Annotated in this window: 26 protein-coding genes; 9 read left to right on the top strand and 17 right to left on the bottom strand. The window is 59.6% G+C overall.

Going from position 1 to position 26,334, the window contains the following annotated elements; translation table 11 throughout:
* Nucleotides 1–16: 16 nt before the first annotated feature.
* A complete protein-coding gene (locus CAF77_RS04335) occupies nt 17–199 on the bottom strand; it encodes a DUF6026 family protein (RefSeq protein ID WP_007957508.1) in 183 nt (60 codons plus the stop codon).
* Between the two features lie 274 nt (nt 200–473).
* Between CAF77_RS04335 and gnd the strand changes: the two genes are divergently transcribed.
* Genes gnd through CAF77_RS04350 form a run of 3 tightly spaced genes read left to right on the top strand, consistent with a single transcriptional unit; the run spans nt 474 to nt 3,780 of the window.
* Nucleotides 474–1,454 (top strand): phosphogluconate dehydrogenase (NAD(+)-dependent, decarboxylating), encoded by a 981-nt coding sequence (gene gnd, locus CAF77_RS04340; RefSeq protein ID WP_085654068.1) that lies wholly within the window; start codon nt 474–476, stop codon nt 1,452–1,454.
* Complete coding sequence (gene zwf / locus CAF77_RS04345; protein WP_085654069.1) at nt 1,451–2,974, top strand: glucose-6-phosphate dehydrogenase; 1,524 nt, start codon at nt 1,451–1,453, stop codon at nt 2,972–2,974. Before gnd ends, zwf begins: the two co-directional genes overlap by 4 nt.
* Entirely contained in the window at nt 2,971–3,780 is an 810-nt protein-coding gene (locus CAF77_RS04350) for a Cof-type HAD-IIB family hydrolase (RefSeq protein WP_085654070.1), read from the top strand. The genes zwf and CAF77_RS04350 overlap by 4 nt, the downstream gene beginning before the upstream one ends.
* A 45-nt stretch (nt 3,781–3,825) precedes the next feature.
* Here CAF77_RS04350 and nhaB read toward each other — a convergent pair whose 3' ends face one another.
* The 3 genes from nhaB to CAF77_RS04365 all read right to left on the bottom strand — a co-directional run bounded on the left by nhaB (nt 3,826) and on the right by CAF77_RS04365 (nt 7,244).
* Complete coding sequence (gene nhaB, locus CAF77_RS04355; protein ID WP_085654071.1) at nt 3,826–5,328, bottom strand: sodium/proton antiporter NhaB; 1,503 nt, start codon at nt 5,326–5,328, stop codon at nt 3,826–3,828.
* Nucleotides 5,329–5,402: 74 nt separating this feature from the next.
* Nucleotides 5,403–6,692 (bottom strand): hypothetical protein, encoded by a 1,290-nt coding sequence (locus tag CAF77_RS04360; protein WP_085654072.1) that lies wholly within the window; start codon nt 6,690–6,692, stop codon nt 5,403–5,405.
* Between the two features lie 285 nt (nt 6,693–6,977).
* Nucleotides 6,978–7,244 carry a hypothetical protein gene (locus CAF77_RS04365; RefSeq protein ID WP_064381767.1) on the bottom strand — a complete coding sequence of 89 codons (267 nt, stop codon included), beginning with the start codon at nt 7,242–7,244 and terminating at the stop codon, nt 6,978–6,980.
* A gap of 345 nt (nt 7,245–7,589) precedes the next feature.
* On the opposite strand from CAF77_RS04365, the gene CAF77_RS04370 reads away from it, so the two are divergent.
* A complete protein-coding gene (locus CAF77_RS04370) occupies nt 7,590–8,915 on the top strand; it encodes a sigma-54 dependent transcriptional regulator (RefSeq protein WP_064381766.1) in 1,326 nt (441 codons plus the stop codon).
* A gap of 82 nt (nt 8,916–8,997) precedes the next feature.
* Here the strand turns inward: CAF77_RS04370 and CAF77_RS04375 are convergent, their stop codons facing one another.
* The 9 genes from CAF77_RS04375 to CAF77_RS04415 form a co-directional block, all read right to left on the bottom strand.
* The gene (locus CAF77_RS04375; protein WP_039768189.1) at nt 8,998–10,302 is read right to left on the bottom strand and encodes a transporter; all 1,305 of its coding nucleotides are present in this window, start codon (nt 10,300–10,302) and stop codon (nt 8,998–9,000) included.
* 45 nt (nt 10,303–10,347) lie between these two features.
* Nucleotides 10,348–11,094, bottom strand: coding sequence for a hypothetical protein (locus CAF77_RS04380; protein ID WP_064381764.1), 747 nt, complete (start codon nt 11,092–11,094; stop codon nt 10,348–10,350).
* 43 nt (nt 11,095–11,137) lie between these two features.
* Nucleotides 11,138–11,818: a C39 family peptidase gene (locus CAF77_RS04385; protein WP_007957477.1), complete on the bottom strand. Its 681-nt coding sequence runs from the start codon at nt 11,816–11,818 to the stop codon at nt 11,138–11,140.
* 63 nt (nt 11,819–11,881) lie between these two features.
* Nucleotides 11,882–12,871 carry a hypothetical protein gene (locus CAF77_RS04390; RefSeq protein ID WP_064381763.1) on the bottom strand — a complete coding sequence of 330 codons (990 nt, stop codon included), beginning with the start codon at nt 12,869–12,871 and terminating at the stop codon, nt 11,882–11,884.
* A gap of 70 nt (nt 12,872–12,941) precedes the next feature.
* Nucleotides 12,942–13,514: a hypothetical protein gene (locus tag CAF77_RS04395; RefSeq protein WP_064381762.1), complete on the bottom strand. Its 573-nt coding sequence runs from the start codon at nt 13,512–13,514 to the stop codon at nt 12,942–12,944.
* Nucleotides 13,515–13,964 (bottom strand): hypothetical protein, encoded by a 450-nt coding sequence (locus CAF77_RS04400; RefSeq protein WP_064381761.1) that lies wholly within the window; start codon nt 13,962–13,964, stop codon nt 13,515–13,517.
* A 356-nt stretch (nt 13,965–14,320) separates the two neighbouring features.
* Nucleotides 14,321–14,845 carry an AAA family ATPase gene (locus CAF77_RS04405; protein ID WP_064381760.1) on the bottom strand — a complete coding sequence of 175 codons (525 nt, stop codon included), beginning with the start codon at nt 14,843–14,845 and terminating at the stop codon, nt 14,321–14,323.
* Nucleotides 14,842–15,405: a nicotinamide riboside transporter PnuC gene (gene pnuC, locus CAF77_RS04410; protein ID WP_064381759.1), complete on the bottom strand. Its 564-nt coding sequence runs from the start codon at nt 15,403–15,405 to the stop codon at nt 14,842–14,844. Before pnuC ends, CAF77_RS04405 begins: the two co-directional genes overlap by 4 nt.
* An 81-nt stretch (nt 15,406–15,486) precedes the next feature.
* Nucleotides 15,487–17,121, bottom strand: a complete 1,635-nt coding sequence (locus tag CAF77_RS04415; RefSeq protein WP_064381758.1) for a methyl-accepting chemotaxis protein — start codon at nt 17,119–17,121, stop codon at nt 15,487–15,489.
* A gap of 303 nt (nt 17,122–17,424) precedes the next feature.
* On the opposite strand from CAF77_RS04415, the gene CAF77_RS04420 reads away from it, so the two are divergent.
* Nucleotides 17,425–18,255: an undecaprenyl-diphosphate phosphatase gene (locus tag CAF77_RS04420; protein ID WP_064381757.1), complete on the top strand. Its 831-nt coding sequence runs from the start codon at nt 17,425–17,427 to the stop codon at nt 18,253–18,255.
* On the top strand, nt 18,252–18,680 hold the full coding sequence (locus tag CAF77_RS04425; protein WP_039768201.1) for a DUF1294 domain-containing protein: 429 nt from the start codon (nt 18,252–18,254) through the stop codon (nt 18,678–18,680). The genes CAF77_RS04420 and CAF77_RS04425 overlap by 4 nt, the downstream gene beginning before the upstream one ends.
* Here CAF77_RS04425 and CAF77_RS04430 read toward each other — a convergent pair.
* Together CAF77_RS04430 and CAF77_RS04435 are read right to left on the bottom strand one after the other, a co-directional pair.
* On the bottom strand, nt 18,677–19,036 hold the full coding sequence (locus CAF77_RS04430) for an MmcQ/YjbR family DNA-binding protein (RefSeq protein ID WP_064381756.1): 360 nt from the start codon (nt 19,034–19,036) through the stop codon (nt 18,677–18,679). The two genes, CAF77_RS04425 and CAF77_RS04430, sit on opposite strands and share 4 nt — an antisense overlap.
* Entirely contained in the window at nt 19,033–19,941 is a 909-nt protein-coding gene (locus CAF77_RS04435; RefSeq protein ID WP_064381755.1) for a LysR substrate-binding domain-containing protein, read from the bottom strand. The genes CAF77_RS04430 and CAF77_RS04435 overlap by 4 nt, the downstream gene beginning before the upstream one ends.
* A gap of 127 nt (nt 19,942–20,068) precedes the next feature.
* Here CAF77_RS04435 and CAF77_RS04440 point away from each other — a divergent pair, with 127 nt between their 5' ends.
* The gene (locus CAF77_RS04440) at nt 20,069–20,680 is read left to right on the top strand and encodes an FMN-dependent NADH-azoreductase (protein ID WP_064381754.1); all 612 of its coding nucleotides are present in this window, start codon (nt 20,069–20,071) and stop codon (nt 20,678–20,680) included.
* Nucleotides 20,681–20,915: 235 nt separating this feature from the next.
* Nucleotides 20,916–21,953, top strand: a complete 1,038-nt coding sequence (locus tag CAF77_RS04445; RefSeq protein WP_064381753.1) for a hypothetical protein — start codon at nt 20,916–20,918, stop codon at nt 21,951–21,953.
* Nucleotides 21,954–21,957: 4 nt separating this feature from the next.
* On the opposite strand, the gene CAF77_RS04450 is transcribed toward CAF77_RS04445, so the two are convergent.
* Nucleotides 21,958–23,145, bottom strand: coding sequence for an MFS transporter (locus CAF77_RS04450; protein WP_064381752.1), 1,188 nt, complete (start codon nt 23,143–23,145; stop codon nt 21,958–21,960).
* Between the two features lie 273 nt (nt 23,146–23,418).
* Nucleotides 23,419–25,005, bottom strand: a complete 1,587-nt coding sequence (locus CAF77_RS04455) for an ABC-F family ATPase (RefSeq protein ID WP_085654073.1) — start codon at nt 25,003–25,005, stop codon at nt 23,419–23,421.
* A gap of 391 nt (nt 25,006–25,396) precedes the next feature.
* Here CAF77_RS04455 and lpxO point away from each other — a divergent pair, with 391 nt between their 5' ends.
* Nucleotides 25,397–26,296 carry a lipid A hydroxylase LpxO gene (gene lpxO, locus CAF77_RS04460; RefSeq protein ID WP_064384101.1) on the top strand — a complete coding sequence of 300 codons (900 nt, stop codon included), beginning with the start codon at nt 25,397–25,399 and terminating at the stop codon, nt 26,294–26,296.
* Nucleotides 26,297–26,334: the final 38 nt, after the last annotated feature.

Raw genomic sequence — 26,334 nt, forward strand, 5'->3', positions numbered from 1 at the left:
AAGCGGGCGGGGGAGATCAGGCGTGGGGCGAGCGCTGTACGCGCGGCAGAGGCTGTGGCTCGGCGCCCTGGGTCAGCAGGCGCAATTGCGCGAGTTCCTGCTTGAGCTGATCGCGTTCATCTTTCAACTGCCGCAATTCATCGCGACGGATAGTGACGTACAGGGTTTGTGGCGGCATTGCTGTGTGTACTGTGCCCATTGCTCACCTCGCAAATGGCGTGTCTCAACTGCAGATCAGCCCCCGGTTTGGAGCCTTGATCTGCTATCGGCGCCGATTTTGATTTCTTTTGCTCGTGAATGGAACTTTTTTATTTTTCATGGTCGTTGTGTCTTCGGCACGTTTCCCGACGTTATCAGTCTGGATCGGGCACAATGCCCGGAAACTTCACACCGACGCTCTGGACTAAGCTCCAGGAGTTACGTTGGGCTATAACCTTTGACACACTTTTATTTGTAGTAAGGAGCATCAGCACATGCAACTCGGGATTATTGGACTGGGCCGCATGGGCGGCAATATTGCGCGACGTCTGATGCTCAACGGTCACACCACCGTTGTTTACGACCGCAATACCGCCTTTGTCGACACCCTGGCCGCCGAGGGCTCTACCGGCGTCGCCGATCTGCCTGCACTGGTCGCAGGCCTGGCCAAGCCGCGTGCGGTGTGGGTCATGCTGCCGGCCGGCGCACCGACTGAAGACACCATCGAAACCCTGAGCCATCTGCTCGAGGCGGGCGACACCATCATCGATGGCGGCAACACCAACTACAAGGACGACATCCGTCGGGCCAAGACCCTGGCCGAGAAAGGCCTGCACTACATCGACGTCGGCACCTCCGGCGGCGTCTGGGGCCTGGAGCGCGGTTACTGCATGATGATCGGCGGCGATGCCGAGACCGTTAAGCGTCTGGACCCGCTGTTCGCCTCGCTGGCGCCGGGCATGGGCGACATCCCGCGCACCAGGGACCGCAAGTCCGATGACCACCGCGCCGAGCACGGCTACATCCACGCCGGTCCCGCCGGTGCCGGTCACTTCGTCAAGATGATCCACAACGGGATCGAGTACGGCATGATGGCGGCCTTCGCCGAAGGCTTCGACATCCTCAAGACCAAGTCCAGCGAGTTTTTGCCGCAGGACCAGCGTTTCGACCTGAACGTGGCCGACATCGCCGAAGTCTGGCGTCGTGGCAGCGTGGTGTCGTCCTGGCTGCTCGACCTGACCGCCGATGCCCTGGCGGTCGACCCGAAACTCGACGGTTTCTCCGGCTCCGTGGCTGACAGCGGCGAAGGTCAATGGACCATCGAAGCGGCCATGGAACAGAAGGTGCCGGTACCGGTGCTGTCCAACTCGCTGTTCTCGCGCTACCGCTCCCGCGGCCAGGGCACTTTCGGCGACAAGATTCTTTCGGCCCAGCGCTTCGGCTTCGGCGGCCACGTGGAGACACCGAAGAAATGACCCATACGATCCGCAGGAAATCCAAGGCAGAACCCGCGCCACCGACCACGCTGTTTCTGTTCGGCGCCCACGGTGATCTGGTCAAGCGCCTGCTGATGCCGGCGCTGTACAACCTGAGTCGCGACGGCCTGCTGGATGATGGCCTGCGGATCGTTGGCGTTGACCACAACGCCATCACGGATGAAGCCTTCGCGCAAAAGCTTGAAGACTTCATCCGCACCGAGGTGGCAGCCAAGGTCGGCAAGGGCGATCAGATGCTTGATCCGTCCTTGTGGGCCAAACTCGCCAAAGGCATCAGCTACGTCCAGGGCGATTTCCTGGACGACAGCACTTATTCGGCCCTGGCGGCGAAAATCGCCGACAGCGGCACTGGCAATGCGGTGTTCTACCTGGCCACCGCGCCACGTTTCTTCAGCGAAGTGGTGCGCCGTCTCGGCAGCGCCGGATTGCTCGAAGAAACCCCGGAAGCCTTCAGAAGGGTGGTGATCGAAAAACCGTTCGGCTCCGACCTGCAAACCGCCGAGGCGTTGAACGCCTGCCTGCTCAAGGTCATGTCGGAAAAGCAGATCTACCGGATCGATCACTACCTGGGCAAGGAAACCGTGCAGAACATTCTGGTCAGCCGGTTCTCCAACAGCCTGTTCGAAGCGTTCTGGAACAACCACTACATCGATCACGTGCAGATCACCGCTGCCGAAACCGTCGGCGTCGAAACCCGTGGCAGTTTTTACGAACACACCGGCGCCCTGCGGGACATGGTGCCCAATCACCTGTTCCAGTTGCTGGCCATGGTGGCGATGGAGCCGCCGGCCGCGTTCGGCGCCGATGCGGTGCGGGGCGAGAAGGCCAAGGTGGTCGGCGCGATTCGCCCCTGGACCATCGAGGAAGCGCGAGAAAACTCGGTACGCGGCCAATACAGCGCCGGCGAAGTCGCTGGCAAACCGGTGGCCGGTTACCGCGATGAAAACAACGTCTCTCCCGACAGCACCACGGAAACCTACGTGGCGCTGAAAGTGATGATCGACAACTGGCGCTGGGTCGGCGTGCCGTTCTATCTGCGCACCGGCAAACGCATGAGCGTGCGCGACACCGAGATCGTCATCTGCTTCAAACCGGCGCCGTATGCGCAGTTCCGCGATACCGAGGTCGATGAATTGCAGCCGACCTATCTGCGTATCCAGATCCAGCCCAACGAAGGCATGTGGTTCGACCTGCTGGCCAAACGGCCGGGGCCGGCGCTGAACATGGCCAACATCGAACTGGGCTTCGCCTACAAGGACTTCTTCGAAATGCAGCCGTCCACCGGCTACGAAACCCTGATCTATGACTGCCTGACCGGCGACCAGACGCTGTTCCAGCGTGCTGACAACATCGAGAACGGCTGGCGCGCGGTGCAGCCGTTCCTCGACGCCTGGCAACAGGACGCGAGCGTGCAGAGTTATGCCGCTGGCGAAGACGGGCCGAAAGCCGCCGATGATCTGCTGACTCGCGATGGTCGCGTCTGGCATGGTCTCGGATGAGTGAGCCGATCCGTTTTCTGTTGAGCGACATGGACGGCACGCTGTTGTTGCCCGATCACAGCCTGAGTCAGCGCACTATCGACGCGGTTCGTTCGCTGCGCGAAGCGGGCGTGTTGTTCAGTCTCGCCACGGGGCGGCCGCCCAAAGCGATGCTGCAACAAATCGAAGCCCTGGGCGTCGATCTGCCGACCGCTGCGTTCAATGGCGGCACGATCGTCAATCCGGACGGCAGCATTCTGGTCGCGCATTACCTGCCGGCCACGGCAGCGTTGACCGCACTGGCACTGTTCGCCGATCAGCCGGATGTCGAAATCTGGGTGTTCAGCGGTGGCGACTGGCTGCTCAAGGATCCGCACGGGCCGATGGTGCCGCGCGAGCAGCATGGGCTCGGTTATCCGCCGGTGGTGGTGGAGAGCTTCGAGCCGTATCTGGAGCGCATCGACAAGATTGTGGCGACCAGCAACAACACTGAGCTGCTGATCGAACTGGAGGCGCGGTTGCTGCCGAAGGTCGAGGGCATGGCGCAGGTGTCGCGTTCGCAGCCGGTGTATCTGGACGTGACGGCGGTCGAGGCCAACAAGGGCTCGGCGCTGGTCACGCTGGCTGAACACCTCGGTGTGCCGCTGGCGCAAACGGCGGCGATTGGCGATGGCGGCAATGATCCGGCGATGTTCCATGTTGCCGGTCTCTCGATCGCCATGGGCCAGGCTGAGGACGCGGTGAAACGTCAGGCCGACGTGGTGACCGGGCGGAACACCGAGGATGGCGTGGCGCAAGCCATCGAGCAGTACATCTTGCCGCGCTGATTTATGTATAAAAAAACGGGAGCCCCAGGGCTCCCGTTGTTGTTTCTACAGCCAGTAGCTCACGGCATACCAGCCGAGCAGCCCCATCACCACGGTGTAAGGCAACGCCATCCACACCATCCGCCCGTACGACAACCGTACCAGCGGTGCAATCGCCGACGTCAGCAGGAACAGAAACGCCGCCTGACCGTTGGGCGTCGCCACGCTCGGCAGGTTGGTGCCGGTGTTGATCGCAATCGCCAGTGTCTCGAAATGCTCGCGGCTCATGTGCCCGGACAGGAACGCCTGCTTCACTTCGGTGATGTAGATCGTGGCAACGAACACGTTGTCACTGATCGCCGACAGCAGGCCGTTAGCGATGAACAGCATCCCCGGTTGCTGTTCGGCCGGCAGTGCCAGGACCCACTGGATCAGCGGCGCGAACAGTTGCTGGTCGTGAATCACCGCGACCACGGCGAAAAACACCACCAGCAGCGCGGTGAACGGCATGGCGTCCTTGAATGCGCTGCCCAGACGGTGCTCGTCGGTGATCCCGGTGAAGGCGGTAATCAGCACGATCACCATCAGGCCGATCAGGCCGACTTCCGCGATATGGAATGCCAGACCTGCAATCAGGATCAACGCAGCGCAGCCTTGCACCAGCAGGGCGGCGCGTTGACGCGGGGTGCGTTCGGCATTGTCTTCGGCGGCGTAGTTGGCCAGCACGGCACGTACGTTATCCGGCAGCAGCGTGCCGTAGCCAAACCAGCGCAGTTTCTCCAGCAACACGCACGTCACCAGTCCCGCGAGCAGAACCGGCAGGGAAACCGGTGCGACCTTCAGGAAAAACTCGGCGAAGTGCCAACCCATCTCGTGGCCGATCAACAGGTTCTGCGGTTCGCCAACCAAGGTGCAGACGCCACCCAGTGCAGTACCGACGGCGCCGTGCATCAACAGACTGCGCAGGAAGGCGCGAAACTGTTCCAGATCCTCGTGATGCAGTTGGGGCAGATGCCGGTCATCGCTGAATTCGCTGTCCTGGCGCGGATCGTTGCCGGAAGCCACCCGGTGGTAAACCGAATAGAAGCCGACGGCGGCGCTGATGATCACTGCGGTGACGGTCAGTGCGTCGAGAAACGCCGAAAGAAATGCCGACAGAAAGCAGAACATCAGGGCCAGCAGCGCCTTCGAACGCACGCCCAGCAACAGGCGCGAGAACAGGAACAGCAACAGGTCTTTCATGAAATAGATGCCGGCGACCATGAACATCAACAGCAGAATCACCGGGAAATTGTGCTGCAACTCTTCGTACAGTGCCTGGGGCGTGGTCATTTTCAGCAGCAGCGCTTCGATCAGCAGCAAGCCGCCGGGCATCAGCGGGTAGCACTTGAGCGCCATGGCGAGGGTGAAAATGAACTCGATCACCAGCAACCAGCCAGCGGCGACCGGGCCGACGCTCCACAGCACCAGTGCGTTGAGCATCAGAAACCCGACGATGCACGCCTTGTACCAGCGGGGCGAATGCCCGAGAAAATTGTGCGCGAACGCCTGGGCCATCGAACCGGACATCAGCTGCTCCTTGTATTAAGAAGCGCGCAAGTTGCCGTAAGCCATGGGGAAGATCAAGTGTGGGAAGATTCGCATCAGTGATTCAGATAGCGCGCCACTACTGCGCGGTAGTTGCCATCGAGCGAATAGCCGCCCACCAGAATCGCGCCATTGGGCTGTATCGCCACTGATGTGGCGGTATCAAGGCTGCGGCCCAGTCGCGTGCGCAACCAGCCATTGCCGGAACCGAAGCTTCGATCCAGGCGGCCGTCGACCAGATAGCGGGCGATGATGAAGTCGGCTTCAACTCCGCCGATCGTCGCGCCAACCGCAACGATGCGACTGTCCGGCATTACCTGCGCCGCGCTCCACTGGCAGCCGCTGGGTCCGATATCCAGCAGATGCGGCTGACCGTCATTGCAGTGCAAATCGGGGCGACCGTTGCCGTGGACAGACAGGGCCATGCATCGGATCGGATCGCGACTGCTGCCAAAACAATGCAAATGCTCCGCTGATTCGATGACTTGATTGACCAGAGCACTGCGTCCCTGGACTTTGAAGGCCATGAAGCCGTCCACCGCAAAACGTTCGTCGAGCTGCCCGTCCGGCAGATAGCGTGCAAGCAGGCCTTCCTGCGGAAAGTCGATGGAGCCGCCCACCACGATTCTTCCGTCTTCTTGCAGCAGCACGCTGCCCAGCCAGGTATTGAGCAGCAAGTGGCGAACCATGACGAAGCCGCGACCATTGAAGGATGGGTCCAGGCTGCCGTCGGGTTTGAGGCGGATCAACATGCCGACGTGATCGGCCAGCTCGAAGTGATGATTGGCGATCAGCAGGATGTGGCCATCCGGTTGCACTGCGAAGTCGCAGGCTTCTGCGCCCGGAACGCCCGGTGGCAGCCATGCATCGCGGGCGCCCATGGAGAGGTCACCGGGCAGGCGGACGATTTGCCGACCATTGTCGCCGAAGTCCGGGGCAGGTCGGCCCTGGGCATCGAACATCGCCAGGGCGGGCAGGGTGCGATGTTCTGATTCGTAGTGCAGGCCCGCCAGCAGAGTCCGCCCGTCGGGCAAGACTTGAACCTTGCCGCCGGTGGCTTCGAAACCGGCAGCGAACCGGCCTATCACGCTGCCTTGAAAGCCGAACCCCAGATCCGCCGAGCCGTCCTCAAGCAGACGGGCCAGACCGAAACAACTGCCTTGAGCAGTGCCCACCTTGGCGGCGACCAGGATCCTGCCCTGCGCGTCGAGCGCCACGCTCTGGATCAGGCTGGACGTACTGCCGGCGAAATAAACCTGAGCCAGGCCGTTGCTGGAAAAGGTCTTGTCGAGTTGTCCGGCGTTATTCGCTAGCGTCGGGAGTGCGATAGCGGTCTGGGTTGACATGCATGCTTCTCCTTGCGAGTCGACCGATTTCCGGGAGGCGGAACGGGTAACTGCATGAGGGAGACATTCAATCCCTGAATACGCGCAAGTACAACTGACAGAATTAACAGGTGGAGGGTCGCACTGTGCCAGAACAGTGTCTTTTTGAACCAGTCGCAAGCCTGCCAAGTATTCAGGCGCGAAAGTATTGAAGAAAGTTGTACAGAAAGACTGAAGTTGGAAATGGATTCGCAACTAGCAGAAGAGGGCGGATGACTTGAACGTCATCCGCATTACCCACAAATATCAGTGCGGCATCGACCAGGATTGCAACGCATAGCCTTCTTCGCTTAGTTCGGCGCGGGCCTGTTGCAGCAGGTGTTCAAGTTGCGCCGGATCGGAGTAGGCGCTGCTCGGGATCTGGGTGCGACCGATGTGGGAATTGGTGCGGTCGATCACGGTGAGGCAGAGTTCGCCATTCCCGTCTTGCGGTGCCCAGGCGACGCATTGGAAAGGTTTGAATGCGCGGTTGGCGATCAAAAGAGCTTCGTTGATACGGAGCGGGGCGTTCATTGGGGTCTTCTCTCTATAGTGCCCAATCAAGTGATGTGCCGTCGGTTGGGCTGACCGTTCGGCGAGTTACTTGTACTGATGCACGCAACCCGCTGACAGGTCACACGGAATCTGAAGAAATTTCGACTTTCTTTCATACACTCAATATTCAGAGAGATTTTGAAAGCCTGGCGAAAGAATCAAGTCGATAGCTAACTAATAAAGCCGCTTCTTATAACCGCTTCACTTGTATACCTATAAGCAATCGATACAAGACGCCGTCAAATTCTTGCTAATGTAACAGTCAGGTTTGCCAAATGACTGTTTTTACGATCATTTCCTAAAATTTGGCGCCAAGGAACAGTCATGAACGAAGCGCCTGCATTACGACGTTTACTGGTCGTCGACCCGTGCGACGACTGTCACCGATTATTGCCGGGTTTACGTGCTGCAGGTTGGGACGTCGACAGTTGCAGCCTGGAAAATGCCGCCGACCGAACGTGCGATGTAGGCCTGTTGCGTTTACAGCCTTTTCATCTGGAACGTCCCGAAGCCGTCAAAGAGCTGATCAGCCGCAGTGGTACCGAATGGATCGCCGTGTTGAATCAGGAAGTGCTGCGTTTGCAGAACGTCGGTGATTTCGTCTGCGAGTGGTTTTTCGATTTCCACACCTTGCCGTTTGACGTGTCGCGGGTGCAGGTCACCCTCGGCCGCGCGTTCGGCATGGCGCGCCTGCGCGGTCAGGGCACGATACACGTCGATCAGCAGGAACATGAGCTGCTGGGTGACAGCAAACCGATCCGCGAGCTGCGCAAGCTGCTGAGCAAACTGGCCCCCACCGAGTCGCCGGTGTTGATTCGCGGCGAAAGCGGTACCGGTAAAGAACTGGTCGCCCGCACCCTGCACCGGCAGTCGCAACGCCACAGCAAACCGTTTGTGGCGATCAACTGCGGGGCGATTCCCGAGCATTTGATCCAGTCCGAACTGTTCGGCCACGAGAAAGGCGCGTTCACCGGCGCCCATCAGCGCAAGGTCGGGCGTATCGAAGCGGCCAACGGCGGCACCTTGTTTCTCGATGAAATCGGCGATCTGCCGCTGGAACTGCAAGCCAATCTGCTGCGCTTTCTTCAGGAAAAACACATTGAACGGGTCGGTGGCAGTCAGCCGATTCCGGTCGATGTGCGGGTGTTGGCGGCGACTCACGTTGATCTCGAAGCCGCCATCGAGAAGAAGCGCTTTCGCGAAGACTTGTACTACCGGCTCAATGTGCTGCAAGTGGTGACCGCGCCGTTACGCGAGCGCCACGGCGATCTGTCGATGCTGGCCAACCACTTTTCCCATTTCTACAGCCATGAAACCGGCCGTCGTCCGCGCAGCTTCAGTGAAGACGCGCTGATCGCCATGGGCAAACACGACTGGCCGGGCAATGTCCGCGAACTGGCCAACCGGGTGCGTCGAGGCCTGGTGCTGGCCGAAGGGCGGCAAATCGAAGCCCGTGACCTGGGGCTGATCAGCCAGCAGTCGATCGCGGCACCGATGGGCACCCTGGAAGACTACAAGACCCGCGCCGAACGCCAGGCGTTGTGTGATGTGCTGAACCGGCACAGCGACAATCTCAGCGTTGCCGCCAAAGTGCTGGGGGTTTCCCGGCCGACTTTCTATCGTTTGCTGCACAAGCACCAGATCCGCTAGGGCGCGGTGCTTCCTGAGGTCAGGAAGCTGAAAAGGCCCGCTGCGATGCAAGTCGCAGCGGGCCTTTTCATGATGTCGCGGTCTAGAAGTAGTACGGGAATTTCAGGCTGAAGGAGAAGTCCGGGGCATCGTCCGTCATGCCGATGGACAGGTTGGGCACAATGGTCAGGTTGTCGGTGGCCGCGATGGTCATGCCGACGTTGAAGTAACCGGCGTTGGCGTCGCTGGACACCACCGATTCCCAATCCCCGCCATCCTGTTTCAGCTTGCTCTTGCGTTGCACCAGGTCAGACACGGAGAACGACATACTCATCTTCTCGTTCAGTGCGAAGGCAACACCTGCACCAATCTGGAAGCTGTCGCCGATGCGAACCTTGCCCGGGTTTTTCTGGTTGACCGTGGAGCTGATGTCGTCGAACGACTCCTCGAAGTTGTGGGTGTAGGACAGACTGCCGAACAGCACGGCCGGGTCAAACGTCTTGACCAGCGAGATGCCCGGGGTGATCGACCAGACACCGTTGCCGGTAGGCAAGGTGTCAGGCACGAACAGGTTCGAGTTGGCATCGGTCTGGCGCAGCTTGATCCCGAACGGGTCCTTGCCCGTAGGCGCCTTGACCCGTAAGGAAACCACGGCGTCCGGGGTGTTGACCGACTCGTCCAGGAACTTGTACGCAATGCCGAAGTTGACGTCGCCGAGAGTCGGGTCGCGGCTGACGTCCTGTTCGGTGGTGACGTTGGATGCACCGCCGTTGCCGCCACCGGACTGATAGGTCGATTCGCGGTAGACCACCGGCACGTTCAGGTCGAACTGCCAGCGGTTGTCGAAGTTGTAGCGGCCCGTCAGATCCAGTGTCCAGGTGTCGGCCTTGATCCGGTCGAGGTTGATGTTGCCGAGGAAAATCGAGTCCAGGGCGAGGAAACCGTTGAGAATCAGCTGGCGGGTGTCGTAGCGCGAATAGGTCACGCCGGTTTCAAAGCTGAACTTGCCGCCGCCGAAGAAACCGCTGGCTTCGTCGTACAGGTTGGACACACTCTGTGCCGGTTGCGAATCGTCGGCCAGTGACTGGCCATAGGATGCGCCGCTACCCCCGGCGGCGCCCCCCGAAGCCGCTGCAGCCCCGGTGCCGGTGGCGACCCGGTTGCCTTTCATGTCCGAAGGCGATTTGGCCAGGCGTTTTGGGGGTGGAGAGGCAGGTTGTTCTTCGACCTGCCGGACCCGCTGTTCGAGCACCGCCAGGGCTTTCTGTTGTACTTCGTATCGTTGCTTAAGCTCCAGAAGTTCCTGTTTCAGGGCTTCGACATCGGCATCAGGTGCTGCTTGCAGCATTGCCGCCGGTAGAAGAGTACTCAAACATACAGCGGCACGCAGTGATACTGATCGATACATGAATAAGCCGTCCCTTTAAGCCCAATGATCGAGACTCAGCGTAGTTCAATATCCGATGTTGCGTAGTGCCCTGAGTTGAGTCAGGTTGCAGTCCAGTGCGCCGGCACTCATGCCGTTATTGTTAAGGACAACGTTGAGTTGTGTCAGGTTGTTGACTACGTTCGCGTTACCCAGCAGACGGGTGTTTTGCAACAGTCCACCCTGGGCGACCTGTTGCAAGGCTGTACCCTGATTGCCGGAGGCCTGAATGGCCATTTGCACACCGCCATTTGTGGCTGAAACCGCGACGCTGCCGGCACCGTTGCTGCCGGAAATGGTCTGGCCGGCCATCAAGGCCTGGCCTTGGGCGGGCGCCAGGGCGGGTGCCTGACTGGCTTCTTTGACGTTGATCGCAACGTTGTTGTAGGCGGCGTTGCCATCGCCAGCGGCGCGCACACTCTGCGTTACGCCCTGGCTGGAGTTGAGTCCCGCGCCACCCACGACCGAGCCCGTCCCCAGTTCCGGGGTATTGCCGTTGCCGTGTTCCTTGATGGTCGAGACGTAGAATTCAGGTTTTATCGAAGCGGCCTGCAATTGCATCGTGGCCGATGCCCCGATCAGATCTCCACTGGCGTTGCGCCAGGTACTGCTCATGACGACGCCGAAGCTGATGATCCGCCCCGGCATGACATAACGACCGCGCAGCTCTGCGAGCTCCTGGTCCTTGATTTCGATGGGTTTGAATCCTGCATTGGCATAGCCTGATGCGCTCGCTGCCAGACAGGCGGCGGCCAGCCAGTATGAGGTTTTCATCTGCTGCTCCCGGGACATCCAGCCCCAATCTTGTAATCGGCGATTAAAAGAAGTCGCTCTGTATGAACCCGAAGTCCATCAATTCAGCATCTTTGACCGGGTTGAAGGCATCCAGCTTGTTCTTGGCCGTCACCGGTACCGGAGGGCTGCGCAAGGCATTGGCCTTGTCATATCCGGGGCCGACGATGGCAAAGACAATGCCGTTCCAACCTTTGACAAAGTCATCATGGGAGTAGCGTTTGTGTCCTAAAACCGGGTCTCCGATGTAAACCCAATCCTTGTCCGCCCGCTGCATCACCACGAAATGCTTGTAGCCGCGAATTTCCATCAGTACCACCACCGGGATCGTGACTGCGTCGAGTTTTTCCGGTGGAATCTTGTAGCCCCTGGCGCGCATGCCGATGCTTTCTATGTAGCGCTTCATGTCGAGCATGGAGAAACCTTGAGTACGGACAAGGTCCTGGTCAGCGTTGACCAGCATGCCTTTGATGATGTGCTCTTCATCGACGTCGAGCCAATAAGCCTGGCGCAATACCGTCGCCAGAGCGGCGGCGCCGCAACTGAAGTCGGTTTTCTGTTCAACGATGTCGGCAAACTTGCGCTCACGAATGCTTTGCACGTTCTTGTAGACAAGCGTGCCGCCAGGCAAGGCAGCAACGGGCATCTGGGCAGCCTGGGTCAGACCACAGAAGCAAAGCAGAGCGAGGAGGGCAGTCTTACGCATGATCGATACGCCTTTGCGGACTGAGGAAAAGCCCCGTTTCCGGGGCTTTCGTTTCGATCGCGATTACATGCAGGATTTGCAACCTGCGGCGATGGACAGCGTATTGCTTTGTTGGTTGCCAACACCAGCGGCGTTGTTGTAACCAGCGTTACCCGAGAAGTTGTTACCAACATTGGAGATGGAAGCGTTGTTGGTCACAGGGTTTTTCCAGCCATCAGGGGTCATCACTTGTTGAGTGGTCACACCTGCCAGGCCGAATACGCCCACTGCCTCGAATTTGGCTTTTTGATCTTTGTCGCCACCATGGCCTCTGTCGTTATTGCCATATCCGCCATGACCGTGATCGTCGTCTTCGATTTTCGCAGTGCCCTTCGCGTAGAACGCGCCAGCCCCGGCGAAAGTACCGGTGAGGGTATCTTTTTTGTAGGTTTGAGTGCCGTTGTTGGCTACGGTCAGGCCAGTGGAGGTTTGGTTCGCAGCAGCAGCGGCGTTAGCTACACGACCACCCGATACAGCAATTGCCAGGTTGTTTTTCTGTTGGTTGAAGTTGCCGGCACTGTTGTTCACGCCAATGTTGCCGGAACCGCCGTTACCTACGTTGTTGAGGTTGGCGTTGTTGGTGGTGGAGTAGTTCGCAACGGCGTTGTTGGTGTTGACTTGAGTTGCGCTGGAGACCGACACCGCAGAGCCGAAGATGAAACTTTCATCGGCAGTGGCCAGAGCGGCGGCATTGTCTTGCTGGTTGCCATCGCCGGCGGTGTTGTTCATGCCAACGTTGCCGTTGGTGCCATTGGCCGAGTCGCGGACGGAGGCATCATTTTTGGTGCCTTGGTTGCCGACCAGGTTGCCAGAGCTGCTTTGCGTGTCGAGCACTGCCGCCCCGGCGCCAGCGCCGATTTGCAGCAGTTGTTCCAGGGTTGGGCCTTTTGGTTCATGGTTGCCATGCCCGTTACCATGACCGTGATTATCATCACGACCGCCTGCCTGTGCTGCGATTGCCATCACTGCTGCGAGTGCGAAAACCAGTGGTTTGAGGGCCATTGTAGGTTTCATGGTGTTTCTCCGTGCTTATTAGTTGGTTAAGTGTTGGTACTTTCTAATTGCACTGCTTTTGTTGTTTGGGTCAGTCAGCGACCCGGATGCTCAGGGTGTTAGCCATTCGGTTCCCCACCCCGGCACTCTGGTTCACCTGGATTACCCCTCGGCTGCCGGTGAAGGCCTGATCACTTGTCGTGACCTGGCGACTGCCGGGTGAGGTACCAGTTGCTCCTGAGCTCGGTAACAACGCCACGTTCTGTTGAGAAAGGGCGCTATCGTCAACGCTCTGCGGGGCAGCACTGATGCTGACGCGCGTCACGTTGGCCATCTGGTTATTGGCCCCGGCGCCCTGGTTCACGCCCAGGATCCCGTTGCCGTTAGTGAAAGAGTTGCCGCCGATGTTGGCGCTGGCATTGCCAGTGCGGTCGGCGGGCGTATTGATGTGCTGAATGACGCTCGTGGTCGCGCTGGCACTGGTGCCGATGGCGATCGCTTTGGTGTTGGTCTGTTGCATCTGGTCGCCGGCAGCCTGGTTGACGTTGTAGTTGCCGCGGTACTGGATGCCGGTTTCCTGAATGTTCGCGTTGTTCACGGAACTCGGGTCAGCCATAGCGCTGGTGCAGCCGAGGAGGGCGAGCAAGAGCAGAGAGCGATTCATTTATTGGCCTCCAGCCATGCGAGTCAGAGGGGCAAGACCGGAGCTCATGGCACGGTTGACGGTATTGGAGATCGAGCCGCCGGCACCGCCGCCGTGACCGCCTCCCATACCAGGCAAGCCATTCGGATTGGTCACAGTGTTCATGCCGGGGATGTTCGAAGTCGGGGTAGTGATACTTCCGCGAATCGAGGATCCGCTGGCTACACTGGCAAATTCACCGTCGTTGAGTTCGGTGCTGGTCATTGCTTGACCGATGCGGCCCGAAGGATTGGCATTGACGGTGGTGGGATACGGGTCTTTGCCGCCGCTGCGGCCGATCGGGATCGGCTGGACGTCACGATTGAGCACGATCACGCCATTGCCTTCGGCCTGAACGTTGAAACTGAGGAAAGTGCTGGCGGCTGATCCGATCAGCAGAAGGCAGGTGAAGGCTTTATTGATATTCCCCACGACGGCAATTCCTTCTTCAGTGGGCTGAGCCTGTTCAGCGTTGTGAAGGAGAGAGCGAAAGCTGTGCCGCTTTTGAAATGTCTTTAAATTTCAATGCGTTGGGTTTGACGAGCGCAGGCCCGATACAAAAGCTGTTTCATCGTTGAAACAAGTCACTGCCTTCGCAACCCCCTTATGCCGTTGCAAAGCTCTGGAACAAGGGTTTGCGCGCAGGTGTTTCAATTGCGTAACAAGTCGCATGACAAAGGGATGAAGGGCGCTGAGACGGGCACTTTGCATCCGCAGGAGTGTTTCAGGAACGGACACTTTGACCCCAAAACAGGGGATGCACCGGGTCAACCAACCCGAAAACCGGGTCAGTTCGCGAGCAGGTCGCGAACCGCTTTGAAGGCTTGCTGCTGGCGTTCGGCCCAGTTGCCCTGAATGATCTGCAAGGGCCGATGATGTTTCTGCAGCCAGGTTCGAGTGGCGTGATAGAACGCGAGCCGTTCATCCAGGTCAGGCTGGCAGCGCTGACCATCGTCCGTCCACTCGATCTGTTCGGGAGAGAGCAACAGGTGCAAGTCGTAATGACGGGCCAGTAATTCGCCTTCCAGCCACGGCGGGCAGTCGCCAAACAGGGTCTGGCTCCACAGAATGTTGCTCAACAGATGCGTATCGAGAATCAGCAGGCGCGGCTGCTGCGCGCGTGCCGCATCTTCCCACTGCAACTGGCCGCGAGCGATCTCGGGAATATCGGCCAGGCAGGTATCGCGAGGGTTCTGCTCCATGAACCAGCGCACGTACTCGTCCACTCGCAAACCGCCGAATTGCTGTTGGATTCCGGCCGCCAGCCAGCTCTTGCCGGTGGACTCGGGGCCGGTCAGGACAATCACTTTCATCGTTGCAACGCCGGGTCGGCACGCCATTCGCGCCAGCCTTGCACCGCGATCAGGGTGAACAGGGCATACAGCGCCGCCGTGAGGTACAGCCCTTTATAAAGGAACAGGCCGACGAAGATCACATCCAGCACGAACCACAACGCCCAGCATTGCAGACGCTTGTGAGCCATCCAGAATTGTGCGACCAGGCTGAAACCGGTCAGCGCTGCGTCGAGCCACGGTTGCGCCGCGTCGGTCCAATGGGCCATCGCAGCGCCCAGCAGCAGACTGCCGACAGTGCCGATGGCCAGTCCCTGCACTATCGAGCGCGTGTCGAGCCGACTGACCTCGCGCCCGTCATGCATCGTCCCGGCTCGGGTCCATTGCCACCAGCCATAGATTTGCAGTCCGGCATAAACCACCTGCAGCAACATGTCTGAATACAGTTTCACCTCGAAGAACACCCAGGTGTAGAGCGACACCATGACCAGCCCGATCGGCCAGCACCACGGATTCTGTTTGACCGTGAGCCACACGGCGATCACGCCGAGGGCGGCGGCAAACAGTTCTAGCCCGGACATGCAGGATCCTTGGGGGAATAAATGAGGGAGCGGATTGTACCGAAAAACAGGTGGGAAACGAGTTCCCACCTGTTGCAGGGATCAGACTCGGAACTGGCGCAGCAGCCCGTTCAGTTGTTCGCTGAGCTGGCCGAGTTTCACGCTGGCCACGCTCGACTGCTCGGCCGCCAGCGCGGTGCTGTGGGACAGGCCCGCCGCCTGGGTGACGTTCTGGTTGATGTCTTCGACCACGTGCGCCTGTTGCAGCGTTGCGCTGGCAATCGAGGCGTTCAGACCATTGAGGTTGCGCAGGGCCTGGCCGATGGCATTCAGGCTCGCACTGGCCAGGCCGGCCTGTTCGATGGTCAGTTGCGAAGCCTTGCTGCTGTCGCCGATCACCTTCACGGCGGCTTCGGAATGATTTTGCAGGCGTTCGATCATCGTCTGGATTTCCGCCGTGGACTTCTGCGTGCGCTGAGCCAGCAAACGTACTTCGTCAGCAACCACCGCAAAACCGCGACCCTGTTCACCGGCGCGAGCCGCTTCAATCGCGGCGTTCAAGGCGAGCAGGTTGGTCTGCTCGGCAATCGAGCGGATCACCTCCAGCACGCTGCCGATCTGCGTGCTCTCGGTCGCCAGCGTGCGAATCACTTCGACGGCCTGATCGATGGTGCCTGACAACTTGTCGATCTGCTGCAGGCTGCCGTCGATGTTGACCTGGCCTTGCTGGGCCTGAGCCTCGGCGTCACGCATTTCGCTGGCCGCGTGCTCGGCGTTTTTCGCCACGTCCTGCACGCCGTAGGTCACTTCGTTGACCGCGGTGGCCACCAGCTCCATCTGCTGCGACTGCTGCTGGCTGCGTTGCTGCGCTTGCGCCGCATCGTTGCCCAGTTCGCTGGATGATTGGCCCAATGCGCTGGCCGACACCTGCAAGTCACCGATCACTCGGCGCAGCTTGGCGGTGAAGGCATTGAAGTGATGGGCCAGTTGAGTGACTTCGTCCTGGCCGTGGGTATCGAGACTGCGGGTCAGATCGCTTTCGCCGCTGGCGATGTTGGCCATGGCGTTCACGGTCTCCTGCAACGGACGAACGATGCTGCGGGCAATCAGAATCACCAGCAGCGCCATGATCACCGCGATGACCAACCCGACTACCGATGCTTTGATCACCTGACCCTGGAACTCGGCCTGCACGTCATCGACGTAAACGCCGGAACCGATCACCCAGCCCCAAGGCTCGAACAGTTTCACGTACGACGTCTTGGCCACCGGTTCACTGGCGCCCGGCTTGGGCCAGCGGTAGTTGACCATGCCGGCACCTTTGGCCTTGGCGATGGCGACCATTTCGTTGAACACCGCAAAGCCGTCAGGGTCGCGGATAGCCGAGAGGTTCTGGCCTTCAAGCTTGGGATTGGTCGGGTGCATGACCATCACGGGCGTGAGGTCGTTGATCCAGAAGTAATCGTTCTGGTCATAACGCAGGCCACGGATCGCGGTCAGCGCCTGTTTCTGCGCTACGTCGCGGGTCAGGGTTCCTGCTGCTTCGAGGCTCTGGTAGTACGTCAGCAAACCGCTGGCGGTCTGCACCACATGCTGGGTTTTCTGGGCCTTGGCATGGTAGAGGTCATCATGGATCTGCTTGAGCATCAACACGCCCAACGTCAACAGCATGACCACGGCCACAATCAAGATGAGCCACAAGCGTCGGCTGATCGACACACTGCGCAAGCTGTTCATAACGCTGTCACTCCGGATTCTTTTTCTTGTAATAAACCACCGCCAGCATCCAACCACGTTTCGGTGACCGGGCATACGCGACCCAAGTCGTAGAACGCGGCAGCGCTATTACGGCTTGTCTGTTAGGATTTCGGCCCCGCGCGTGAAAACCTGAATCCAAATTGATTTTTCACGGAATTTTGACTGTTTCGTGTGGATCCTGTGCGTGCGGAATCGGTACAGCTTTAACCAGCTACGCTGAACGCAGTGAACGTAAAAAATACTATCGGGGCATGCCTTTGTGCATCGCTCTCTGGGGGATTGATGGATCTTTGGACGGCCTTGCAGGCACTGATTCTAGGAGTTGTAGAGGGGCTGACGGAGTTTTTGCCCATTTCCAGTACCGGACACCAGATCATTGTTGCCGACTTGCTCGATTTCGGAGGCGAGCGGGCCATGGCGTTCAACATCATCATCCAGCTCGGTGCGATTCTCGCGGTGGTCTGGGAATTCCGCCGCAAGATTCTCGACGTGGTCATTGGCCTGCCGACCCAGCCGAGCGCCCGGCGTTTCACCGCCAACCTGCTGATCGCCTTCCTGCCCGCCGTGGCGCTGGGCGTGATCTTCGCCGACCTGATTCACCATTACCTGTTCAACCCGATCACCGTGGCCGCCGCGCTGGTGGTGGGCGGGATCGTGATGTTGTGGGCCGAGCAGCGTCAGCATGAAGTGCACGCCGAAACGGTCGATGACATTCGCTGGACGGATGCGCTGAAGATCGGCTTCGCCCAATGCCTGGCGATGATCCCCGGCACTTCGCGCTCCGGCTCGACCATCATCGGTGGCCTGTTGTTCGGCCTGTCGCGCAAGACTGCCACCGAGTTTTCGTTTTTCCTGGCGATGCCGACCATGGTTGGTGCGGCGGTGTATTCGGGCTACAAGTATCGCGACCTGTTCGTGCCGGCAGATTTTCCCGTGTTCGCGATCGGTTTCGTCACCGCGTTTATCTTCGCCATGATCGCGGTGCGCGGCCTGCTCAAGTTCATCGGCAGCCACAGCTACGCAGCGTTTGCCTGGTACCGGATCGTCTTCGGTCTGGTGATTCTGGCAACGTGGCAGTTTGGCTGGGTCGACTGGACGGCCGCTCAGCCATGAGTGACTCGCGCGCACGCCGCCCGGATCGCGGTCCTTCCGGTGGCAATATCCAGCACTTGAAATTGAAGCTGGTGGTGCTGCTGATCGTCTGCGCGCTGCCACTGTTCGGCTCGTTGTCGATGTGGCTGCGCGGGATTTCTCTCGTGCCGCTGACGGCTTACGGGCTGGTCAGCGTGCTGGCGTTTTTTCTGTACTGGGCGGACAAGCGCAAGGCGCGGGCCGACGCCTGGCGCACACCGGAAAACATCCTGCACGCGGTAGAACTGGCGGGAGGCTGGCCGGGTGCGTTGATCGCCCAGCAGGTCTTCCGGCACAAGACGCGCAAGGTGTCTTTTCAGGTGCTGTTCTGGATGATCGTCGCGTTGCACCAGGTGTTCTGGATCGATCAATTGTTTCTGGGTTCGAACCTGCTGGCGCTGTTCTAGAGCAGCAAACCGACCTGCACGCGCTTGGGCAGCTTGCTCACCACCAGTTGATGGGAACGCTGCAGCAAGCCTTGCAATTCCTCGGCGCCCAGCGGGTAGGGCGGGTGCATGATGATCCACTGCGCCCGGGCCAGATACGGCGCCGGGTGAATGCCAGGCCGGTCGCAATGACCGAGAAACAGATCCTTGTCGACCTTGAACGCCAGCGAATCACCACGCAATCCCTGCAAGGCGAACATCTTGTTGCCGGCAATCGAAAACACCCGCACGCCACCCCATTTGTAGTCTTCCCGGGCACCGGGCAGGGCCAGGCAGAACTCTGCGACGTCCTTCTCGCTCATCTTCCCTTGTTTCATAACAGCCGTTCTCCACAGGCATTGAACGATTCGACCAGATGATCGATCCACGCGCGCACCGCCGGCATCACCCCGCGCCGATGCGGATACACCGCTTGCAGCCAGCCGCCGGGCAGTGACCAGTCCGGCAACAATTGCACCAGCGTGCCGTTATTCAACTCCGCTTCGCAATACATCATCGGCAACAGGGTGAAACCCTGGCCGGCCAGCACACACGCCTTGCGCACGATGAAATCGTCGATCCCCAGCCGGGCTTCCAGCGCCAGATCACAACTCTTGCCGTGCTGATCGAGCAGGCGCACATGCACCATGCGATCGGCTTCCAGAGCGCCCAGCACCGGCAGGTTTTTCAAATCCTGCGGATGATTGATTTCCAGACCCTGGACAAAGGAAGGGCTCGCCACCACCACCATTTGCGCCTGACGCAAGCGGCGGGTCACCAGCATCGGTTCTTCATCGCCGTGTTCGCGTACGCGCAGGGCCACGTCGATGCCTTCGGTAATCAGGTCGACCCGGCGATTGATCAAGGTGACTTCCAGTTGCACCTGAGGATATTTGCCAAGGAAATTGCTGATCACCACCGGCAACATTTCATGAGCCAGCCCCGTCGGGCTTGAAACCCGCAAGCGTCCTCGGGGCTCGCTGGACATGCTGGCCACTGTTTCATCAGCCATTTCCGCTTCCAGCAGCATGGCCTGACAGTGACGCAAATAGCGTTCGCCGACCGCCGTCAGCTTCAGTTGGCGAGTGGTGCGTTGCAGCAGACGTGCGCCGAGGCGCTCTTCCAGCTCGGCGATGCGCCGCGAAAGGCGTGACTTGGGAATGCCGAGCAAGCGGCCGGCGGCGGCGAATCCGCCGGCCTCCACCACTTTGGCGAAATAGTAGAGATCGTTGAGGTCTTGCATGGAGAAATCCGACTGTTCTATCAGTGGGACAAACTATCGCATTGTTGCCGTCTAATCAGCTATTGGTTTCGTCGGTAGGATTGTCTCCATTCCGTCGCCACCGGCGATTCATTCCAGGAGATTCCACATGAAACTGCTGCACATCGATTCGAGCATTCTGGGCGACAACTCCGCTTCCCGTCAGTTGAGCAGTCAAGTCACTAAAGCCTGGCAAGCTGCCGAGCCAAGCGCTGTCGTGACTTACCGCGACCTGGCCGCCGACGCCATCAGCCACTTCTCGTCGACCACTCTGGTTGCCGCCGGCACCGCCGCTGAACTGCGCAACGCCGCACAACAGCACGAAGCCGAACTGAGCGCCACCACCCTGGCCGAATTCATCGCCGCCGACGCCATCGTCGTCGCTGCCCCGATGTACAACTTCACCGTGCCGACCCAGCTCAAAGCGTGGATCGACCGCATCGCCGTCGCCGGCCAGACCTTCCGTTACACCGAAGCCGGCCCTGAAGGCCTGTGCGGTGGCAAGAAAGTGGTGATCGTGTCCACCGCTGGCGGCATCCACGCCGGTCAGGCTTCGGGCGTGGCCCACGAAGACTACCTGAAACTGGTCTTCGGCTTTCTCGGCATCACCGACATCGAAGTGGTTCGTGCCGAAGGCCTGGCCTATGGCGAAGAAGTACGCAACAACGCCATGAGCGCTGCTCAAGCGAAAATCGACGAGCAGTTGTTCGCCGCCGCGTAAGGCTTGCATAAAGAACAGCTGCTGTTCAGGAAAACCCCAAAAAACTCTGTATTCTGGTTCTGCAAGGGCCAGGTACGGAGTTTTTTGTTTCTGACTGTTACATAATCTGGCCCGGGTTATGCAGTCCGATGATCAACGTCTGAGTGCAACGTCGCGCCGGATCACCGAACCTCGGAATCTCGGACGTCGAACACAACGGATCTTTCGATTGAGTAACAACAGGGTGGGGCATCCCATGATGCGTCTTTGTGCAGCGTTACTGATTTGCCTGCTCGGCAGCCTGAATTCAGTGCACGCTGCGCCTGGGCAACATCCGCGCTGGAGCGTCGGTTATCACGAGATGACGTTTCTCGATCCGCTCGACCTGCAGCCGATGCGCGCCATCGCGTTCTATCCCTCCAGCGACCGCGAACACATGAGCCTGCTCGAAGGCTATTCGGTCGAGGCCGGCGAAGACACCAAAGTCGCCATCGGCCGTTTCCCGATGCTGATGCTGTCCCACGGCAACACCGGCACGCCACTGGCGCTGCACGATTTGGCCACATCATTGGCACGCAAGGGCTTTGTGGTGGTGGCGGTGATTCACCCCGGCGACAACTCCAGGGATCACAGCCGCCTCGGCACGTTGAGCAATCTTTATGGCCGGCCGATCCAGATTTCCGAAGCGATTACCGCGACGTTGGGCGACCGCATGCTCGCGCCGTACGTGAACGCCGAACAGGTTGGCGTGATCGGCTATTCGGCGGGTGGGGAAACGGCGTTGATTCTGTCCGGCGCGCAGCCGGATCTGGATCGTCTGCGCCGTTATTGCCAGGAACGTCCGGATGACCGCGACGCCTGCAACACTCAGGGTGAGTTGATTGTTGACCGCGACGATCTGCAACCGGTGGCCGATCCGCGCGTGCATGCGTTGCTGCTGATGGCGCCGCTGAGCCTGAAGTTCGGTCGCCATACGCTGGCCGATGTGCATGTGCCGGTGCTGCTCTACAGCGGTGACGGCGACAAACTGGTGGCCTTCGACAAAAACGCCGCCGCTCTGGCGCGCAAACTGCCAACGGCACCGGATTTCAAATTGCTGGCTGGGGCAGGGCACTTCGTGTTCATGGCGCCATGCAATGAGGAACAGATTCGTGCGATGCCGGCCCTGTGCACCGATGCCGATGGCGTGGACCGCGAAGACATCCACCGCAACCTGATATCCGAGGCCGGACGGTTTTTCTCCCATGCCTTGGGCCGGCCGACCCGCGCGGGGATGCAGACGGCGGATCAGTGAGCGCTTACGCCATGGCCCGGCGCTTGAGCAGCAGGGTCAACGCCAGTCCGGTTACGGACAGCATGGCCGCACTGAAGAAAATCCACGAATACCCCAGGTTCAGCGCCACCGCACCCATCAACGGCCCGGCAATCGCCAGCGCCAGATCGAAAAACACCGCATAGGCACTCAACCCGGCGCCGCGACTGGAGTTGGGCACTTGCTTGATCGCCTCGACACCCAACGCCGGGTACACCAGCGACAGGCCGAATCCTGCCAGACCGGCACCGATCAAGGCGTACGCGGTCGAAGGCGCCAGCCACAGCAGTACCAGGCCGACGGTTTCGATAGTCATGCAGGCAATTGCCGAGGTGAATCCGCCGAAACGGCCGATGGCGGAAATGAACAGCAGCCGCGACAGAATGAAACATACGCCGAACACCGTCAGGCAGTACGCCGCGCCGGTCCAGCCGCGATTGAGGTAATACAGGGTGATGAAGGTGGTCAGCGTGCCGTAGCCAATCGACGCCAGGCTCAGACTGGCGCCGAACGGTGCTATCCGCCCGAACACCGCCCAGAACGGCAGCCGTTCACCGCGCACCACCGGCACCGACGGTTTGTTACGGATCAGCAGCAAGGCGCCGGCCGCGAGCAGTGACAACACAATGCCCAGGCTCTCGAAACCATAATCGGCGACCATCACCACGCCCAGCGGCGCGCCGATGGCAATCGCACCATAGGACGCGATGCCGTTCCAGGAAATCGAGCGCGCGGTGTGTTCGGCACCGACCTGGCCCATGCACCAACTGATGGTGCCGACGCCAATCAGACCTTGGGCGATCCCCAGCAGCAAGCGACCGACAATCAGGATCGACAGGCTCAACAGCGGCAAGCTCTGCAGCAGCGTCGAAATCAGCGTCAGCACACCGCTGAGCACAATCCCCGACAAGCCATACACAATCGCCCGTTTGGTGCCGACGGTGTCCGACATCCGTCCGGCCATCGGCCGGCTGAGCAGGGTGGCCAGGTATTGCGAACCGATGACCAGCCCCGCGATCACGGCACTGAAACCCAGTTGTTCGTGCACGTAGCCGGGCAGCACCGCAATCGGCAGGCCGATGCAGAGGAAGGCTATAAAGGTATAGAAAACGATGGAAACGATCTGCAGGGTGATCGCCATGGAGCTTTGCGGTGGCAGTTGCTGCGCAGACATGAGGACTCGTTCGCGGGCGGCGGTGGGAGAGTCCGCATCATGGCGTGGCGCTGAAATAAAAGAAAGCAGGCTAACTATCGTTTCCACGTCCTTACGCTGATCGTTCCCACGCTCCGCGTGGGAATGCAGCCCGGGACGCTCCGCGTCCCTTCCAGAGCTGGAACGCGGAGCGTCCCTTGAGGCATTCCCACGCAGAGCGTGGGAACGATCAGCAATGAGCAAAAAAAAGCCCCGTCACAAGGACAGGGCTTTCTATTTACCGCTCGATTCGACTCAGAACACTACGCCTTGGCTGCGCAGGTAATCGTCGTAGGTGCCGCTGAAGTCGGTCACGCCGTTCGGGCTCAGCTCGATGATACGCGTGGCCAGGGACGATACGAACTCACGGTCGTGGCTGACGAAGATCAGCGTGCCCGGATAGTTTTCCAGCGCCAGGTTCAGCGCCTCGATCGATTCCATGTCCAGGTGGTTGGTCGGTTCGTCCATCACCAGCACGTTCGGCTTTTGCAGGATCAGCTTGCCGAACAGCATGCGACCTTGCTCACCACCGGAAATCACCTTCACCGACTTGAGGATCTCGTCGTTGGAGAACAGCATGCGACCCAAGGTGCCACGGATCACTTGCTCGCCCTGAGTCCACTGACCCATCCAGTCGAACAGGCTGACGTCCTCTTCGAAGTCGTGGGCGTGGTCCTGTGCGTAGTAGCCCAGCTCCGCGCTTTCGGTCCACTTCACCGTGCCTGCGTCCGGGGTCAGTTCGCCCATCAGCGTGCGCAGCAGCGTGGTCTTGCCGATACCGTTCGGGCCGATGATCGCCACGCGCTCGCCGGCTTCAACGGTAAAGCTGAAGTTCTTGAACAGGGTCTTGCCGTCGAAGCCCTTGGACATCTGCTCGATGGTCACGGCCTGGCGGTGCAGCTTCTTGGTCTGTTCGAAACGGATGAACGGGCTCACGCGGCTCGATGGCTTGACCTCGGCCAGCTGGATCTTGTCGATCTGCTTGGCGCGGGAAGTGGCCTGCTTGGCTTTCGAGGCGTTGGCCGAGAAGCGGCTGACGAACGTTTGCAGTTCGGCGATCTGGGCTTTCTTCTTGGCGTTGTCCGACAGCAATTGCTCGCGGGACTGGGTCGCCGCGGTCATGTACTCGTCGTAGTTGCCCGGGAACAGACGCAGCTCGCCGTAGTCCAGGTCGGCCATGTGGGTGCAGACGCTGTTCAGGAAGTGACGGTCGTGGGAAATGATGATCATGGTGCTGTTACGCGCCGTCAAAATCGTTTCCAGCCAGCGGATGGTGTTGATGTCCAGGTGGTTGGTCGGTTCGTCGAGCAGCAGCACTTCCGGATCGGAGAACAGTGCCTGAGCCAACAGAACACGCAGTTTCCAGCCTGGCGCAACTTCGGTCATCGGGCCGAAATGCTGTGCCAGCGGAATGCCCAGACCCAGCAGCAGTTCGCCGGCGCGGGATTCGGCGGTGTAGCCGTCCATCTCGGCGAATTCGGTTTCCAGCTCGGCCACGGCCATGCCGTCTTCTTCGCTCATTTCCGGCAGCGAGTAGATGCGGTCGCGCTCGGCCTTGACCTTCCACAGCTCTTCGTGACCCATGATCACGGTGTCGATCACGGTGAATTCTTCGTAGGCGAACTGATCCTGGCGCAGTTTACCCAGGCGTACGTTGGGCTCGAGCATGACCTGGCCGCCGGACGGCTCGAGGTCGCCGCCGAGGATTTTCATGAAGGTCGACTTGCCGCAACCGTTGGCGCCGATCAGGCCATAGCGGTTGCCGCCGTTGAATTTGACCGAAACGTTTTCAAACAGCGGCTTGGCGCCGAACTGCATGGTGATGTTAGCTGTAGAAATCAAAGGTTTTTCCTGCGAAGCGTGCTGAGTAGCGAGGGTGCAGCCGGAGCGCTTGGCCCGAGTCGAAGTGCGCTGAGGCGGGACTATCCCGTCATCAACCAAGGGGGCGCGTAAAGTTTGGCGGCGATTGTACTGGTCTGGCTCTTTAAACGATAGGGCGCTGACATTCCGATTGCCGTTTGGAGCAATCGCGAGACAGTTTTTCACAGATGAAGGTTCACTATTGGTTACAAACTGTGGCTAAAATGCCATCCATTCACCCAGTGCCTTGTCCGGCATGGGCTCAAGGATGCGCCACCGGGACGTTTTTTTTGATTTCAGACCACTGCCACAGACCTTGGGCCACAGCCCGAAAGGCGCGCAGTTTGTTCACTTCTGACGTGTGACGATTTTCGTGAAACTCATCATTGCCGCTGTATATGTCATTTCCATTGCATACGTGCACTTGCGCGGGCGCGTACGACACAAACTCGGTCGTCAACTGAGCGATCACTCTTCGTTTCTGGCACCGATCAACTGCTTCCTTTATCTGTTCTCGAAAAAGCCCAACACGCCGTACCTCGATCCGAAGGACTTTCCCGATCTGAGCCCGTTGCAGGCCCACTGGGAAGAAATTCGCGAGGAAGGCCGCAACCTGCTGCGCGCTGGCGAGATCAAGCGCTCGAATCAGTACGACGACGTCGGTTTCAACTCGTTCTTCAAGACCGGCTGGAAGCGTTTCTACCTGAAGTGGTACGGCGACAGCCACCCGTCGGCGCTGCAACTGTGCCCGCGCACCACTGAGCTGGTGCAGAGCATCGGCTCGATCAAGGCTGCGATGTTTGCCGAGTTGCCACCGGGCTCGAAACTGGTGCGTCACCGCGACCCGTATGCTGGTTCGTACCGCTACCACCTTGGCCTGGAAACGCCGAACGATGCCGGTTGCTACATCAACGTCGATGGCGAGAGCTATCACTGGCGTGATGGCGAAGCAGTGATGTTTGACGAGACCTTCATTCATTACGCGGAAAACACCACCGACCAGAACCGCATCATCCTGTTCTGTGACGTCGAGCGTCCGATGAAGTATCGCTGGGCAGCGGCGTTCAACGGCTGGTTCAGCCGCACCGTGATGTCGGCGGCCGGTGCACCGAACGATGCGGGTGACCGCACCGGTGGCATCAATCGCCTGTTTACCAAAATCTACAAGATTCGCCTGCGCGGCAAAGAGCTGAAAAAGCGCAATCGCAAACTCTATTACATGGAAAAGTGGGCGATCTTCGGCGGTCTGCTGGCGATCTTCATTCTGATCTGATGAGTCGGGCGACTGTTGAAAGACAGTCGCCCGATTTC

It is taken from the genome of Pseudomonas sp. R15(2017), from assembly GCF_002112685.1.
Classification (GTDB): domain Bacteria; phylum Pseudomonadota; class Gammaproteobacteria; order Pseudomonadales; family Pseudomonadaceae; genus Aquipseudomonas; species Aquipseudomonas glycinae.

Excerpts from the sequence above, each read along its gene's own strand:
- CAF77_RS04335 (WP_007957508.1), bottom strand. The coding sequence starts at position 199 with ATGGGCACAGTACACACAGCAATGCCGCCACAAACCCTGTACGTCACT.
- gnd (WP_085654068.1), top strand. The coding sequence starts at position 474 with ATGCAACTCGGGATTATTGGACTGGGCCGCATGGGCGGCAATATTGCG.
- zwf (WP_085654069.1), top strand. The coding sequence starts at position 1,451 with ATGACCCATACGATCCGCAGGAAATCCAAGGCAGAACCCGCGCCACCG.
- CAF77_RS04350 (WP_085654070.1), top strand. The coding sequence starts at position 2,971 with ATGAGTGAGCCGATCCGTTTTCTGTTGAGCGACATGGACGGCACGCTG.
- nhaB (WP_085654071.1), bottom strand. The coding sequence starts at position 5,328 with ATGTCCGGTTCGATGGCCCAGGCGTTCGCGCACAATTTTCTCGGGCAT.
- CAF77_RS04360 (WP_085654072.1), bottom strand. The coding sequence starts at position 6,692 with ATGTCAACCCAGACCGCTATCGCACTCCCGACGCTAGCGAATAACGCC.
- CAF77_RS04365 (WP_064381767.1), bottom strand. The coding sequence starts at position 7,244 with ATGAACGCCCCGCTCCGTATCAACGAAGCTCTTTTGATCGCCAACCGC.
- CAF77_RS04370 (WP_064381766.1), top strand. The coding sequence starts at position 7,590 with ATGAACGAAGCGCCTGCATTACGACGTTTACTGGTCGTCGACCCGTGC.
- CAF77_RS04375 (WP_039768189.1), bottom strand. The coding sequence starts at position 10,302 with ATGTATCGATCAGTATCACTGCGTGCCGCTGTATGTTTGAGTACTCTT.
- CAF77_RS04380 (WP_064381764.1), bottom strand. The coding sequence starts at position 11,094 with ATGAAAACCTCATACTGGCTGGCCGCCGCCTGTCTGGCAGCGAGCGCA.
- CAF77_RS04385 (WP_007957477.1), bottom strand. The coding sequence starts at position 11,818 with ATGCGTAAGACTGCCCTCCTCGCTCTGCTTTGCTTCTGTGGTCTGACC.
- CAF77_RS04390 (WP_064381763.1), bottom strand. The coding sequence starts at position 12,871 with ATGAAACCTACAATGGCCCTCAAACCACTGGTTTTCGCACTCGCAGCA.
- CAF77_RS04395 (WP_064381762.1), bottom strand. The coding sequence starts at position 13,514 with ATGAATCGCTCTCTGCTCTTGCTCGCCCTCCTCGGCTGCACCAGCGCT.
- CAF77_RS04405 (WP_064381760.1), bottom strand. The coding sequence starts at position 14,845 with ATGAAAGTGATTGTCCTGACCGGCCCCGAGTCCACCGGCAAGAGCTGG.
- pnuC (WP_064381759.1), bottom strand. The coding sequence starts at position 15,405 with ATGTCCGGGCTAGAACTGTTTGCCGCCGCCCTCGGCGTGATCGCCGTG.
- CAF77_RS04415 (WP_064381758.1), bottom strand. The coding sequence starts at position 17,121 with ATGAACAGCTTGCGCAGTGTGTCGATCAGCCGACGCTTGTGGCTCATC.
- CAF77_RS04420 (WP_064381757.1), top strand. The coding sequence starts at position 17,425 with ATGGATCTTTGGACGGCCTTGCAGGCACTGATTCTAGGAGTTGTAGAG.
- CAF77_RS04425 (WP_039768201.1), top strand. The coding sequence starts at position 18,252 with ATGAGTGACTCGCGCGCACGCCGCCCGGATCGCGGTCCTTCCGGTGGC.
- CAF77_RS04430 (WP_064381756.1), bottom strand. The coding sequence starts at position 19,036 with ATGAAACAAGGGAAGATGAGCGAGAAGGACGTCGCAGAGTTCTGCCTG.
- CAF77_RS04435 (WP_064381755.1), bottom strand. The coding sequence starts at position 19,941 with ATGCAAGACCTCAACGATCTCTACTATTTCGCCAAAGTGGTGGAGGCC.
- CAF77_RS04440 (WP_064381754.1), top strand. The coding sequence starts at position 20,069 with ATGAAACTGCTGCACATCGATTCGAGCATTCTGGGCGACAACTCCGCT.
- CAF77_RS04445 (WP_064381753.1), top strand. The coding sequence starts at position 20,916 with ATGATGCGTCTTTGTGCAGCGTTACTGATTTGCCTGCTCGGCAGCCTG.
- CAF77_RS04450 (WP_064381752.1), bottom strand. The coding sequence starts at position 23,145 with ATGTCTGCGCAGCAACTGCCACCGCAAAGCTCCATGGCGATCACCCTG.